The organism is Pandoraea sp. XY-2, assembly GCF_004193915.1.
Classification (GTDB): domain Bacteria; phylum Pseudomonadota; class Gammaproteobacteria; order Burkholderiales; family Burkholderiaceae; genus Pandoraea; species Pandoraea cepalis.
On record NZ_CP030849.1, the window covers coordinates 4,311,493 to 4,325,508 of the forward strand.

10 protein-coding genes and 3 pseudogenes are annotated in these 14,016 nt (G+C 62.8%); 9 read left to right on the plus strand and 4 right to left on the minus strand.

The window, feature by feature from the left end; genetic code table 11:
• Window positions 1-9: 9 nt before the first annotated feature.
• The 4 genes and pseudogenes from DRB87_RS19435 to DRB87_RS19450 all read right to left on the minus strand — a co-directional run bounded on the left by DRB87_RS19435 (window position 10) and on the right by DRB87_RS19450 (window position 5,208).
• Complete coding sequence (locus tag DRB87_RS19435) at window positions 10-429, minus strand: VOC family protein (protein WP_130027058.1); 420 nt, start codon at window positions 427-429, stop codon at window positions 10-12.
• On the minus strand, window positions 429-1,973 hold the full coding sequence (locus tag DRB87_RS19440) for a SpoVR family protein (RefSeq protein ID WP_130027059.1): 1,545 nt from the start codon (window positions 1,971-1,973) through the stop codon (window positions 429-431). The genes DRB87_RS19435 and DRB87_RS19440 overlap by 1 nt, the downstream gene beginning before the upstream one ends.
• 37 nt (window positions 1,974-2,010) lie before the next feature.
• Window positions 2,011-3,272: pseudogene (locus DRB87_RS19445) on the minus strand (YeaH/YhbH family protein).
• Between the two features lie 15 nt (window positions 3,273-3,287).
• Window positions 3,288-5,208, minus strand: a pseudogene (locus DRB87_RS19450) (PrkA family serine protein kinase).
• Between the two features lie 1,059 nt (window positions 5,209-6,267).
• On the opposite strand from DRB87_RS19450, the gene DRB87_RS24015 reads away from it, so the two are divergent.
• The 9 genes and pseudogenes from DRB87_RS24015 to DRB87_RS19490 all read left to right on the plus strand — a co-directional run bounded on the left by DRB87_RS24015 (window position 6,268) and on the right by DRB87_RS19490 (window position 13,990).
• The gene (locus DRB87_RS24015) at window positions 6,268-6,390 is read left to right on the plus strand and encodes a hypothetical protein (RefSeq protein ID WP_255501307.1); all 123 of its coding nucleotides are present in this window, start codon (window positions 6,268-6,270) and stop codon (window positions 6,388-6,390) included.
• Window positions 6,387-7,202 (plus strand): metal ABC transporter ATP-binding protein, encoded by an 816-nt coding sequence (locus DRB87_RS19455; RefSeq protein WP_130027060.1) that lies wholly within the window; start codon window positions 6,387-6,389, stop codon window positions 7,200-7,202. The genes DRB87_RS24015 and DRB87_RS19455 overlap by 4 nt, the downstream gene beginning before the upstream one ends.
• A complete protein-coding gene (locus tag DRB87_RS19460) occupies window positions 7,199-8,062 on the plus strand; it encodes a metal ABC transporter permease (RefSeq protein WP_130027061.1) in 864 nt (287 codons plus the stop codon). Before DRB87_RS19455 ends, DRB87_RS19460 begins: the two co-directional genes overlap by 4 nt.
• An 80-nt stretch (window positions 8,063-8,142) precedes the next feature.
• Window positions 8,143-9,003, plus strand: a complete 861-nt coding sequence (locus tag DRB87_RS19465) for a metal ABC transporter substrate-binding protein (RefSeq protein ID WP_370363115.1) — start codon at window positions 8,143-8,145, stop codon at window positions 9,001-9,003.
• A gap of 212 nt (window positions 9,004-9,215) precedes the next feature.
• Window positions 9,216-10,559, plus strand: a complete 1,344-nt coding sequence (miaB, locus tag DRB87_RS19470) for a tRNA (N6-isopentenyl adenosine(37)-C2)-methylthiotransferase MiaB (protein ID WP_017235217.1) — start codon at window positions 9,216-9,218, stop codon at window positions 10,557-10,559.
• A 120-nt stretch (window positions 10,560-10,679) separates the two neighbouring features.
• Entirely contained in the window at window positions 10,680-11,741 is a 1,062-nt protein-coding gene (locus tag DRB87_RS19475) for a PhoH family protein (protein WP_130027980.1), read from the plus strand.
• The gene (ybeY, locus tag DRB87_RS19480; protein WP_130027065.1) at window positions 11,738-12,265 is read left to right on the plus strand and encodes an rRNA maturation RNase YbeY; all 528 of its coding nucleotides are present in this window, start codon (window positions 11,738-11,740) and stop codon (window positions 12,263-12,265) included. The genes DRB87_RS19475 and ybeY overlap by 4 nt, the downstream gene beginning before the upstream one ends.
• Window positions 12,266-12,276: 11 nt before the next feature.
• Window positions 12,277-12,962, plus strand: a pseudogene (locus DRB87_RS19485) (gamma-glutamylcyclotransferase).
• Between the two features lie 152 nt (window positions 12,963-13,114).
• Window positions 13,115-13,990, plus strand: a complete 876-nt coding sequence (locus tag DRB87_RS19490) for an HlyC/CorC family transporter (protein ID WP_130027067.1) — start codon at window positions 13,115-13,117, stop codon at window positions 13,988-13,990.
• The last annotated feature ends 26 nt before the right edge of the window (window positions 13,991-14,016 follow it).

Here is a 14,016-nt window from a genome sequence, read left to right on the forward strand (position 1 = left end):
GCGCCCGACTCAACGAAGCGGACCGAACGGCGGCCCCTTGAGTTCGACGGTATTGCCGTCTGGATCGTCGACGTAGCACGACGGCCCTTCGCCGTGCGCCCCATAGCGCGGCACGACCTCACCGAGCGTCACCCCATGCAAGGCCAGTTCCTGACGGATGGCCACCGCGTCGAACGGTTCGACCCGCAGACAGAAGTGATCGAGATTGCGCCCCTCGGGGCCGGGTGCCGCGCCGCCCCGGCGGCCGATTTCGCCGGCGACGTCGACCAGATCGATCAACGCGTCTCCCGCGCGCAGTTGCACTAGCCCGAGGTCGGCCTGCACCTTTTCCAGCGTGCAGCCCAGGACGTCGATATAGAAGTGCTGGAGCCGCTCGACATCGTTGGTGCGCAGCACCACGTGATCAAGCGCAACGAGCGGAATCCTCATCAGGCACTCAGCGCATAGCGCCGCCGCTTCTCGACCTTGGTCTCGTGCGTCATCTCGTTGCGGCCATCCTCGAACACCGTCTCCAAGCGCACCGTGAAGCCCCACAGGCGCGCCACGTGCTTGAGCACCTCTTCGAAGCTATCGTCGAGCGGCTTGCGCTCACTTTGCACATGGCGCAGCGTGAGCGATCGATCGCCGTGCAGATCGACGTGCGAGACCTGAATGTTCGGCTCCAACTGGCTGAGGTTGTATTGCTGCGCGAGCATCTCGCGAATTTCACGATAGCCGGCGTCGTTATGAATGGCCGTCACGCGCAGGCGGCTGTCGCGGTCGTCGTCGAGCACGGAGAACAGCTTCAGATCGCGAATGACCTTGGGCGACAGGAACTGCTGGATGAAGCTCTCGTCCTTGAAGTTGCGCATGGCGAAGTCGAGCGTCGTCAACCAGTCGGTGCCGGCGATGTCCGGCGCCCATTGGCGATCTTCCTCGGTCGGCGCTTCGCACATGCGGCGAATGTCCTGGAACATCGCAAAGCCCAGCGCATACGGATTCAGGCCGCTGTAGTACGGGCTGTCGAAGGACGGCTGATACACCACGTTCGTGTGCGCATGCAGGAACTCCATCATGAACGCGTCGTTGACGAGCTTCTCCTGGTAGAGCTGTTGCAAAATCGTGTAGTGCCAGAACGTTGCCCAGCCCTCGTTCATCACCTTGGTCTGACGCTGCGGATAGAAGTACTGCGCGAGCTTGCGCACGATGCGCACAATCTCGCGCTGCCAGGGGGCCAGCTTGGGGGCGTTCTTCTCGAAGAAATACAGCAGGTTTTCCTGAGGCTCGCCCGGGAACGGCGCCTCTTCGGACTCGGTGGGGTCGAGCCCGTCGTCCTCTTCGTCATCGTGCAAGGGGTGATGAGGCAACGTGCGCCACAAATCGTTGATCTGCATTTGCAGATAGTTCTCGCGCTCTTTCTGGCGCGCCTGTTCCTGCGCGAGCGACAGGCGTTTTGGCCGCTTGTAGCGGTCGACGCCGTAGTTCATGAGCGCATGACAAGAGTCGAGCAGCAGTTCGACCGATTGTTCGCCGTAGCGCTGCTCGCACTCGGTGATGTAGTTGCGCGCGAACAGCAGGTAGTCGACGATGGCGTCGGCGCTCGTCCAGGTGCGGAACAGGTAGTTGCCCTTGAAGAACGAGTTATGACCGTAGCTGGCGTGCGCGATGGTCAGCGCCTGCATGGTCATGCTGTTCTCCTCCATCAGATACGCGATGCAGGGGTTCGAATTGATGACGATTTCATATGCCAACCCCATCTGTCCGCGCTTGTACCCGCGCTCGGACGACAAAAAGTGCTTGCCGTACGACCAATGGTGATAGCCGATGGGAAGACCGACGGTCGCATAGGCGTCGAGCATTTGCTCGGCGGTAATGATCTCGATCTGGTTGGGATACGTGTCGAGCCTGAAATTCGCCGCGATGCGCGCGATCTCATGCTCGTAGCGCTGAATCAGCTCGAACGTCCATTCCGATCCGGTGGATATATACGCCATGATGCGTCCTCGTTGCGGGGCCGACGCCGGGCGGTTTTCAGGCCGCCTTCTTCTTGAACAGGTCGTGCAGCACCGGATAGATCTCGGCCGCCTCCATGATGCGCTGCATCGCGAAATTCGGGTGCCGCTGCTTGACCGACAAGTATTCGTTCCACAGGTTCTGCGGCTCGGCGCTGGCCACCTCCACGTACGCGAAGTACTGCACGGCAGGCATGATCGACTGCATCAGGATATCGCGGCAGATGGGCGAATCGCCGTCCCAGTTATCGCCATCGGACACCTGCGCCCCGTAGATATTCCAATCGCTCGGCGAATAGCGATCCGCGATGATTTCCGTCATCAGCTTGAGTGCGCTGGAGACGACCGTCCCTCCAGACTCGCGGGCATAGAAGAAGTCGTCTTCGTTGACTTCCTTCGCCGTCGTGTGGTGCCGGATGAGCACCAGATCGATGCGCTCGTAGTTATGCCGCAGGAACAGATAGAGCAGCATGAAAAAGCGCTTGGCCAACTCCTTGCGGCTCTGGTCCATCGACCCGGAGACGTCCATCAGGCAGAACATGACAGCCTGCGCCTGCGGCCGAGGCTGCATGACCCGATTCGAATAGCGCAGGTCCAGCTTCTCGATGTACGGAATGGCTTCGATGCGCGTGCGAAGGCGCGACATCTCCGGCAACATCGCCAGCGCGCGCGGCGACGTGTCGCCCTCACGCGAGACAATGTCCGCGTACGCGGCCTCCAGCTCACGCAACTGCTTGCGGTACGGCGCCGTGAGCGCGATGCGGCGACCCAGCGAGCTGCGCATCGTACGAATGACGTTGAGGTTCGACGGCGTGCCGTCGACGGAATAGCCCGCGCGAACCTTGCGGAACTCCGGAATCTGCGCGAGCCGGCGTTTCGCGAGGTCCGGCAGGGCCATGTCCTCGAAGAAGAATTTCAGGAACTCCTCGCGCGAGAGGTTGAAGACGAAATCGTCCTCGCCCTCTCCCGAGTCGCTGGCGCGGCTGCCGCCGCCCCCGCGCCCGACGGCGGACGCTCGAAATTGTCGCCCACCACGAACTCGCGATTGCCGGGATGAATCATCTCCCGCCGCCCGCCGGGTCCATGGTGGAACAACGGCTCCGAAATGTCCTTGACCGGGATCGAGACCTGTCCGCTGCCATCGATATCGGTAATCTTGCGCCCAGCCACCGCCTTCGCTACCGCGCGTCGAATCTGATCGCGATAGCGCTTGATGAAGCGCTGTTGGTTGATGGCGCTTTTGTTCTTGCCGTTTTGCCGTCTGTCGATGATTGCTGACATAGTGGCCCCGATTGGTTACGAGGATTTGCGCACGCGCAGATACCATTCCACGAGCAGGCGAACCTGCTTCGGGGTATAGCCTTTTTCCACCATACGGTTGACGAAGTTGGCGTGTTTTTCCTGATCCTCCTTGGACGACTTCGCGTTGAACGAGATCACCGGCAGCAAGTCCTCGGTGGTCGAGAACATGCGCTTTTCGATGACCGCGCGCAGCTTCTCGTAACTCGTCCAGAGCGGATTCTTGCCCGCGTTGTTGGCGCGCGCGCGCAGGACAAAGTTGACGATCTCGTTGCGGAAGTCTTTCGGATTCGTTATCCCGGCCGGCTTCTCGACCTTCTCCAGTTCGTCGTTGAGGGCGTTGCGGTCGAGGATCTCGCCGGTGTTCGGATCGCGATATTCCTGATCCTGAATCCAGAGATCCGCAAAGTTCACATAGCGATCGAAGATGTTCTGACCGTACTCCGAATACGACTCCAGGTACGCCGTCTGAATCTCCTTGCCGATGAACTCCACGAACGGCGCCGTCAGATACTCCTTGATGTAGGCGAGATACCGCTTCTCGACTTCTCCCGGGTACTGTTCGCGCTCGATTTGCTGCTCAAGCACATACAGCATGTGCACCGGGTTGGCGGCCACCTCCGTGTTGTCGAAGTTGAAGACCTTGGAGAGCACCTTGAAGGCGAAGCGCGTGGACATCCCCGTCATCCCCTCGTCTACCCCGGCGTAGTCGCGATACTCCTGGTACGACTTGGCCTTCGGGTCGATGTCCTTGAGGTTCTCACCGTCGTAGACTCGGACCTTGGAGAAGATGTTGGAGTTTTCGGGCTCTTTCAGACGCGTGAGCACCGCGAACTGGGCGAGCATCTTGAGCACATTCGGCGCGCGTGGCGCGTTGGAGAGCGAGCTGTTCTTGACGAGCTTCTCGTAGATCTTCACCTCGTCGGTCACCCGCAGGCAGTAAGGCACCTTCACGATGTAGATCCGGTCGAGGAAAGCCTCATTGTTGCGGTTGCCCTTGAAGCTTTGCCACTCGGCCTCGTTCGAGTGCGCCAGCACGATCCCGTCGAACGGAATCGCACCGAAGCCTTCCGTGCCCTTGTAGTTGCCCTCCTGCGTGGCGGTCAGCAGCGGGTGGAGCACCTTGATCGGCGCCTTGAACATTTCCACGAACTCGAGCAGGCCGCGGTTGGCCAGGCACAAGCCCCCGAATACGAGTAGGCATCCGGGTCGTCCTGCGGAAATTCCTCGAGCTTGCGGATGTCGACCTTGCCGACCAGCGACGAAATGTCCTGGTTGTTTTCATCGCCCGGCTCGGTCTTGGCAATGGCGATCTGTTGCAGCACCGACGGCCGCACCTTGACCACGCGGAACTTGGTGATATCGCCGTTGAATTCGTTCAGGCGCTTGGTGGCCCACGGCGACGGGATCGTATTGAGATACCGCAGCGGAATGCCGAAGTCCTCCTCCAGAATCTTGCCGTCTTCGTCGGGCGAGAACAGGCCCAGGGGTGATTCGTGCACCGGCGATCCCTTCAGGCAATAGATGGGCACGTCTTCCATCAACGCCTTGAGCTTCTCCGCCAGCGACGACTTGCCGCCGCCCGGGGGCCCAGCAGGTACAGGATCTGTTTGCGCTCTTCGAGCCCTTGCGCGGCGTGCTTGAAGAACGACACGATCTGCTCGATCGTGTCTTCCATGCCGTAGAAGTCACGGAAGGCAGGATAGATCTTGATGATCTTGTTCGAGAACAACCGCGAAAGGCGCGGGTCGTGGTGCGTGTCGATGAGTTCAGGCTCACCGATGGCGCGCAGCATCCGCTCGGAAGCCGATGCGTAAGCCGTCGCGTCCTTCTTACAGATTTCCAGATACTCCTGGATGCTGTATTCCTCTTCCTTGCGTGCTTCGAAACGTGTCGTGTAGTGGCTGAAAATATCCATATGCCTCACCCCCCGCCTCATCGGAAAACATCGCGACGCGATGTCCGCTCTGTTGCCTAAGACCTGGATGACTGCGCAAAGGTTTCGACCTGGCTCACTGCATGCCGGAGCGACTGTCGCGAAACCTTTCGCACGGCCCCCTCCCTCACATGAACGACTCAAAATAGGTTTAGGTTGACTTTAAACTTGTCGCTGAAAATTGCAACCGTTACCTCATCATATGCACAAAACAAAAAAACTGTCGCTAGATATTTTCCGCAGCGCTAAGCATCGTCTATCCGCCATATTCCACGCGGGTTTGCGCCTCATCTACGCATTGCGCACGTCAGCGGAACCGCCTCACAAACCGCGCGATTTTTCGGCAATTCTTCCACGCAATGCGCACTCGGGTTTATCTGCATTCGACCGCGTTTGAATTCGTCGACGCTTACTAAGGAATGCTATCTATCCGATAGATTTTTCCACGCACATTCGGCGCGCCGTGAGCACGCGTTTGCAGAAAAAAGTGGGCGGCCCGACGACGTCGACGAACGCGAAGACGTGGGCGCGTGATGGGGTGCTTTCCTGTCGAGGCGACGCGACTGCGCGAAGTCGCGAAGGTCGTGCGATCGTCATGCAGCGAAGCATGGTGTCGCGAGCGGAAAGTCGACGACGGCCGGATGTCTGAACGAGCGAACCTCCTCGGCGATTTCGGCATGCCTGCGGCGCTTGCCCTACCGTCTGTCGGAAGGTTCCGACCCGGGCCGTTGCACCCCACCATGCCACCGTCTCATCAATGCCTTGCAAATTGCCGATCCCTGGAATGAAGCGAACAGCGTGCCAGTGACTCGAGCTTGAACCCATGTTACGCCGGTTCGCCCGACTCTGCTGCGCCGATATGTAACGTGCTGTGTCCCGGCACGCCTCGCAGACCGCTCGAACCCAGGGGCCCCGACGATCCACGAGCACAGCGACACGCATCAATTCATGCCATAATGCAACCTTGTTGCATTTATTACACAGTTGCAAACTGTGTCTGAGCGTCGCCGCGCCGACGCCTAATCCATCCACGCGTCGTCCATGATTCGTTTTTCCGTTTGGCTCTACCGCCTGGCTGGCTGGGAACGCACCGTCCTGACGTTGCTGGTGCTCGTGCCGCTTTGGGCGCTCGTCTGCTGGGCTTTGCAGGGGGTCGCCCCGTGATCGGCTGCCAGGATCTCTCGGTTCATTTCGGACCGAACGTAGCGCTCGATCGCGTGAGCGCAACCTTTGCGCCCGGCATGCTCTGCGCGGTCGTCGGCCCCAATGGCGGAGGCAAGACCACGCTGCTGCGCGCACTCGCGGGCCTGCAAAAGCCCTCGACGGGCAAGATCGTCTGCGACGGGCCGGTCGCCTACCTGTCGCAACGGCCCGAGACCGACCACCGATTCCCCATGTGCGTCGAAGAATACGTGCTGACCGGCACATGGCGGCGTACGGGCGACGCACGACGTCTCGGACGCGACGAAGTCGAGCGCGCTCTCGACGCCCTTGCACGCGTCGGTCTTGCCGACAAACGGACGCAAGCCCTGGAGGCCTTGTCCGGCGGGCAATGGCAGCGCGCCCGCTTCGCAAGGCTAATCGTGGAAGACACCCCGATCGTTTTACTGGATGAACCCCTCACCGGCATCGACTTGCCTTCTGCGGAACTGTTGCTCACCTTGCTGGATCAATGGCGCAACGAGGGACGCACGGTGGTGACGGTGCTCCACGATCTGCCGCTCGTGCGCGAGCGCTTTGCGCACGTCGCCGTGATGGCCGGTCGGTTGGTGTCGACGGGTACGCCGGCCGAGTGTCTGAACGGTGGGTTGCCGTCCGCCGACAGCGCGGGCGGCGGCGCGCATGCGGGCTTGTCCGGCGCCGGCGGCTATACCGCCCGCGTTGCAGGTGCCGCGTCGACGGCCTATGGCTTGCCGTCCCACGGGGGCTCGCGCGCGTCAGGCGCCATCGCGACGTCGGGGAGAAGCCACCGATGAGCGCGATTCTGGATCTGATCGTCGGCCCGTTCTCCGAGTTCGACTTCATGCGCCACGCGTTGGTCGGCAGCCTCGCGCTGTCGGTCGGCTGCGCGCCGGTGGGCGTTTTCCTGCTGCTGCGGCGCATGAGCCTGATGGGCGATTCGCTCTCGCATGCGGTGCTGCCGGGCGCTGCCATCGGCTATCTGATTGGCGGCCTGTCGCTGCCGTGGATGGCGGGCGGCGGGATGGTAGCGGGCTTGCTGGTGGCCCTGCTCGCCGGACTGTCGAGCCGCCGCACGCGGCTGGACGAGGGGGCATCGTTCGCGGGCTTCTATTTATTGGCGCTGGCCGGTGGCGTGGTGATTGTCTCGAAATGGGGCAACAGCGTCGACCTGATGCACCTGCTCTTCGGCTCGGTGCTCGCGGTGGACGATCCGTCGCTGATTCTCGTGGCCGCGATCGCGTCCGTGACGCTCCTATGGTTCGGATGGCATTATCGCGGTCTCGTGCTCGACAGCGCCGATCCGGCGTTCCTCGGTCACGGCCACGGCAGGGGCGTCATGCGCTATCACCTGGGCTTTACGGTGCTCACGGTGATGAACCTCGTCGCGGGGTTTCAGGCGATGGGCACGCTCATGGCCGTGGGACTGATGATGCTGCCGGCGGCCACCGCCCGGCTCGTCGCCCGCACGCTGCCGGGCATGCTGCTCGTGGCCTGGCTGGTCGCGAGCGCGTCGAGCGTGATCGGATTGCTGCTTTCGTATTATCTGGCCTGCCCTTCGGGACCGGCCATCATTCTGACGGCGGGCATCGCCTACCTGGGCGCGCTGCTCGCCACGCCGGGCCACGCCAATACGGCCAGGGCCCCGGCGCTTTGAGAGAGGAAAACATGTTCGGATTGGGTCAATCGGCTGGCAAATCGTGGTTTGGCGCAGCGCGCCTCGCCGCACTGCTCGCCATGGCGCTGGCGCTCGCCAGCCCGGCACGCGCGCAGGACACGCACCTGCCTGTTGCCGCAAGCTTCAGCATCCTGTCCGACATCGTCAAGGCCGTCGGTGGCGACCGGGTCGACGTGACGACGCTCGTCGGTCCCGACCAGGACACGCACGTCTACGAGCCCACGCCGGCGGATGTCGCCAAGATTTCGGGAACCAAGCTCTTCTTCGTCAATGGCCTGGGCTTCGAAGGCTGGATGCCTCGCCTAATGAAGGCGAGCCACTATCCCGGCAGGCTCGTCACCGTCACCAAGGGCCTCAAAGCGCGCACGATGGTCGACGAGGGAAGGACCGTGCCCGACCCGCACATGTTCCAGGATCCGGAACGTGTCAAAACGATGGTCGATAACATCGCCGCCGCCCTGTCGCAAGCGGACCCGTCCGGCAGCGCCTATTACGCGGACCGCGCCAGGAACTACCGCGGCGCACTCGATGACCTGATCACCTGGGCGAACAAGCAGTTCGCCCCGATTCCGCCGGCCCGCCGCGTTGTCCTCACCTCGCACGACGCCTTCGGCTACCTCGGCCAGCGCTTCGGCGTCAGGTTCCTTGCCCCGGAAGGCGTGTCGACCGAAAGCGAAGCCAGCGCCCGGGACGTGGCGAACCTGATCCGCGTAATTCGCCGCACAGGTATCAAGGCCGTTTTCATGGAAAACATTTCCAATCCGCGCCTGATCCAGCGCATCGCCCGCGACGCCAAGGTGACGGTCGACGGCAAACTGTATTCCGACGCCCTGTCACAGAATCCGGAAGCCACGACCTACCTTCAGTTGTTCCAGCACAACGTGCGCGCCATCGCCGCCGCGATGAAGGACAACCGCTAGTCGGCCGCCGCCCCGCCCGCCACGGTGCACGCGCTATACGCGCTATAATGCGTGCACCACACACCGGCCCCGCCAAGGAGGTCCGGACAGGCCGGCCACGCCGGCTTTTGCGTTTGGGCCGCCGCTTCTCTCTCGCGGCCGGGCAAGACTGAACCCCTGAAACATTCATTACGGACGCCCCCAGGTCAACCACTGCGAACGGCGCACACTCAATGGCAAAGAAGATTTATATCAAGACGTTCGGCTGTCAGATGAACGAGTATGACTCCGACAAGATGGCGGACGTACTCGGCGCCGCCGAAGGTCTGGAAAAGACGGACACTCCCGAAGACGCCGACGTCATCCTGTTCAACACCTGCTCCGTACGCGAAAAGGCGCAGGAAAAGGTGTTCTCGGATCTGGGCCGCATGCGCGCGCTCAAGGAAATCAAGCCGGATCTGGTCATCGGTGTCGGCGGCTGCGTCGCCAGCCAGGAAGGCGCCGCCATCGTGCAGCGCGCCCCCTACGTCGATGTGGTGTTCGGCCCGCAGACCCTGCACCGTCTGCCGCAGATGCTCGAAGCGCGCCGCGCCACCGGGCGCTCGCAGGTCGACATCTCGTTCCCGGAAATCGAGAAGTTCGATCACCTCCCGCCCGCCAAGGTCGAGGGAGCGACCGCATTCGTCTCGATCATGGAAGGCTGCTCGAAGTACTGCAGCTATTGCGTGGTGCCCTACACGCGAGGGGACGAAGTCTCGCGCCCATTCGAAGACGTGCTCACCGAGATTGCCGGCCTGGCCGAGCAAGGCGTGCGCGAAATCACGCTGCTGGGTCAGAACGTGAACGCCTATCGCGGGTCGATGGCCGACGGTGAGATCGCCGACTTCGCGCTGCTCATCGAATACGTGGCCGAGGTGCCTGGCGTCGAGCGCATCCGCTACACGACCAGCCACCCGAAGGAATTCACGCAACGCCTGATCGACACGTACGCCAAGGTGCCCAAGCTCGTGAGCCATCTGCACCTGCCCGTGCAGCATGGCGCCGACCGCGTGCTCTCGGCGATGAAGCGCGGCTATACCGCGCTGGAATACAAGTCGATCATCCGCCGCCTGCGCCAGGTGCGCCCGGACATGTCGATGTCGTCGGACTTCATCGTCGGCTTCCCCGGCGAGACGGAAGAGGATTTCGACAAGCTCATGGCGATGATTCACGAGATCGGCTACGACACGAGCTTCTCGTTCATCTACAGCCCGCGCCCGGGCACGCCGGCCGCCAACCTGCCGGACGATACGCCGCGCGAGGTCAAGCTGCGCCGTCTGCAACATTTGCAGGCGGTGATCGAGGAGAACGCCGCGCGCATCAGCCAGCGCATGGTCGGCTCGCGTCAGCGTATTCTCGTCGAAGGCGTGTCGCGCAAGGACCCCAACGAGCTGCAAGGCCGCACGGAGAACAACCGCGTGGTGAACTTCCCGGCAACCGAAGCCCAGCGCGCCCACTTGATCGGCCAGATGACCGACGTCGTGATCACGCTCGCCTACCCGCACTCGCTGCGTGGCGAATTGCTCACCACGCACTGACCGAAATTTGCGACTATGATCGGATCCGGCAGATTCGGGCGCACCCACCTCATGCATCGCGTGCCCGAGCCTGTCCCCGGCGACTCCATCGAACGATCTGAACAGGCACCCGACCGGATCATCTTGAAAGCACCCGTCCAAGAATTCACCGCACCGCGCGACGACAACCGCCGTCTGGCCAACCTCTGCGGCCCGCTCGACGAGAACCTGCGTCAGATTGAACAGGCGCTCGACGTCTCCATTTCCCGCCGCGGCCATCGCTTCGCCGTTCGCGGCAAGAGCGCCGCGATCGCCACCCAGGCCATCGAGAGCTTTTACAACCGCGCGACCGAGCCGCTGTCGGTCGACGATATCCAGTTGGGACTCGTGGAGTCGCGTCAGGGGCTCGTACCCAGCGTGCGTCACGGCGACGACAACCCGTTTGCCGCCGGCGAGACGGAAGACGGATCGCCCGTGCTGCACACGCGCCGCAGCGATCTGCACGGTCGTACGCCGGCGCAGCGCGACTATCTCAAGCAGATCCTGTCGCACGACGTGACATTCGGCATCGGCCCGGCGGGCACGGGCAAGACCTATCTGGCCGTGGCCTGCGCCGTCGACGCCCTGGAGCGCGACGCCGTCAAGCGCATCGTCCTGACGCGCCCCGCCGTCGAAGCGGGCGAGCGCCTGGGCTTTCTTCCCGGCGATCTGGCCCAGAAGGTCGACCCGTACCTGCGCCCGCTCTACGACGCACTCTACGATCTGCTCGGCTTCGACAAGACGCAGAAGTATTTCGAGAAGCAGATGATCGAGATCGCGCCGCTCGCGTACATGCGTGGCCGCACGCTCAACCACGCGTTCATCATTCTTGACGAGGCGCAGAACACCACGCCCGAACAGATGAAGATGTTCCTGACGCGCATCGGCTTCGGCAGCAAGGCGGTCGTGACCGGCGACACCACGCAGGTCGACCTGCCGCGCGGCCAGAAGAGCGGCCTGATGGAAGCGCAGGTGATCCTGAAGAACGTTCGCGGCATCGCCGTGACCCGCTTTACCAGCGTGGACGTGGTGCGTCATCCGCTGGTCGCCCGCATCGTCGATGCATACGACGCTCACGCGCAGCTTGACGAAGCCAGCCTCGAGGCGCGCGTGTCGGCCGAACGCGCCCCGCGCGCCGCCCGCGCATCGCGAGGCAAGGCATGAGCGAGCGGGCCTCGCGTTCGCCGCGTCATGCGCTCACGCTGACGCACCAGTTCGTGGCCGGTCCCGCGTTCGCCACGCACAAGGCATTGCTCACGCGCACCACGCTGCGCCGCTGGGTGCAGGCCGCGCTGCTCGCCGACGCCGAACTGACCCTGCGCTTCGTCGGCGCGGAAGAAGGACAGACGCTGAACCGCGGCTATCGCGGCAAAGACTACGCGACCAACGTTCTCACGTTTGCCTATGCGCAGCACGACAGCGACCCGGTAACGGGCGACATCGTGTTGTGCTGTCCGGTGGTCGAGCGCGAAGCGAGCGAACAGGGCATTACGCTCGAAGCGCATTACGCCCATCTGATCGTGCACGGCGTGCTTCACGCGCAAGGTTACGACCACGAAGCGGACGATGAGGCACAGGAGATGGAAGGCCTCGAAACGGAGATTCTCACCGGTCTCGGCTACGCCGACCCTTACTTGGTCGAAAAGTCCCCGACGGCCCGCACACCGGCCAACACGCGCCGCGCCTGAAACGATATCGCATGGACCGCTTCCCCAATCGCCCGACGGCCCCCGAGACGCCACCGGCCAGTGTGTCGAGCGGCCCCGGGTGCAACCAGTACCCGCCGGATCTCGGCGACGCCCGTCATCTGAGCCAGCAAGAACTCGCGGGCTCGCTGGATACCGCGCTCGCCCACTGGGATGGTCGCGAGGATCTGTGGATCTTCGCGTACGGCTCGCTCATCTGGAATCCGGGCCTGCCCGTCGAGGAGAGCCTGCGTGCTCGCGTCTTCGGTTACCACCGGGGGCTGTATCTGTGGTCGCGCGTCAATCGAGGCACCCCGAGCAACCGGGACTCGTGCTGGCCCTCGACCGTGGCGGGTCCTGCGCGGGTGTGGCGCTGCGGCTCTCGGCAGCGAAGGCGCGCGCCGAACTCGAAACGCTCTGGTATCGCGAGATGGCGATGGGCTCGTATCGTCCTGCATGGCTCAATTGCTGCCTCGCCGACGGACGCAGCGCGCCCGCACTCGCGTTTGTCATGCGACGCGACGTGAAGAGCTACGCGGGCCGCCTGCCCGACGACATCATCCGCAAGGTCTTCGATCAGGCGCAGGGACGCTACGGCACAACGCACGATTACGTCGCGCGCACGGTCAAGGCGCTGCGCGAAGCCGGCATGCCCGACCCGGCGCTGGAAGCCGTGCTGCACCGCTGCGGTGCGCGCTGACATGGCCCGTCCGTCCTGAAATCCGTAGCATCGCGCAGACACGAACCCGGCGAGGCGACAGGCTGCGGTACTGACGCAGAATTGCCGTACATCTGGTGTATCCTTTAGCTTCCTGTAACAGCTCGGCGTCCGCCCACCTTGGACGCGCCGTCATGAACGACCCATATCCCAGTCGACCCGGTCGAAAAAACACCGATAAACCCCGCTCGCTGCTCGAACGCCTCACCGATCTGATTTCCCCGGAGCCGGAGTCGCGTGCGGAGCTGCTAGAAATTCTGCAAGACGCCCACGCCCGCAACCTGATGGACGCCGATTCGCTGGCGATGATCGAGGGCGTATTCCAGGTGGCCGACCTGTGTGCCCGCGACATCATGGTGCCGCGCGCGCAAATGGACGCCATCAACATCGAACAGACACCCGAAGAGTTCGTCCCCTTCGTGCTGGAACAGGCGCACTCGCGCTATCCGGTGTACGAAGGCAATCGCGACAACATCATCGGCATTCTGCTCGCGAAGGATCTGGTGCGTTACTACGCCAATCACGACTTCGACGTGCGCGACATGCTGCGCCCGGCGGTGTTCATTCCCGAGTCGAAGCGTCTTAACGTGCTGCTGCACGATTTCCGCGTCAATCGCAATCACATCGCCATCGTCGTCGACGAATACGGCGGCGTGGCCGGCCTCATCACCATTGAAGACGTGCTCGAACAGATCGTCGGCGATATCGAGGACGAGTACGACTTCGACGAGGAAGAAGACAACATCATTGCCGCGCCCGACGGCACGTATCGCATTCGTGCCCTCACCGAGATCGAGCAGTTCAACGAGGCGTTCGGCACGCAGTTCGCCGACGCCGAGAACGACACGATCGGCGGTATGATCACGCACCAGTTCGGCCGAGTGCCACGTCGCGGCGAGCGCATGCGTTTAGGCAATCTCGTGTTCGAAGTGCTGCGTGCCGACGGCCGTCAGATTCACGTGCTGCTGTTGCGGCGCATGGAAACGGCTGGCGCCGATCCGACTGCCTGACGTCTTGACTCACGCTCCGATCAACG

Bases quoted from the DNA above. Each gene is read 5' to 3' on its own strand.
- DRB87_RS19435 (WP_130027058.1), bottom strand. From the start codon at position 429: ATGAGGATTCCGCTCGTTGCGCTTGATCACGTGGTGCTGCGCACCAAC.
- DRB87_RS19440 (WP_130027059.1), bottom strand. From the start codon at position 1,973: ATGGCGTATATATCCACCGGATCGGAATGGACGTTCGAGCTGATTCAG.
- DRB87_RS24015 (WP_255501307.1), top strand. From the start codon at position 6,268: ATGATTCGTTTTTCCGTTTGGCTCTACCGCCTGGCTGGCTGGGAACGC.
- DRB87_RS19460 (WP_130027061.1), top strand. From the start codon at position 7,199: ATGAGCGCGATTCTGGATCTGATCGTCGGCCCGTTCTCCGAGTTCGAC.
- DRB87_RS19465 (WP_370363115.1), top strand. From the start codon at position 8,143: ATGGCGCTGGCGCTCGCCAGCCCGGCACGCGCGCAGGACACGCACCTG.
- miaB (WP_017235217.1), top strand. From the start codon at position 9,216: ATGGCAAAGAAGATTTATATCAAGACGTTCGGCTGTCAGATGAACGAG.
- ybeY (WP_130027065.1), top strand. From the start codon at position 11,738: ATGAGCGAGCGGGCCTCGCGTTCGCCGCGTCATGCGCTCACGCTGACG.
- DRB87_RS19490 (WP_130027067.1), top strand. From the start codon at position 13,115: ATGAACGACCCATATCCCAGTCGACCCGGTCGAAAAAACACCGATAAA.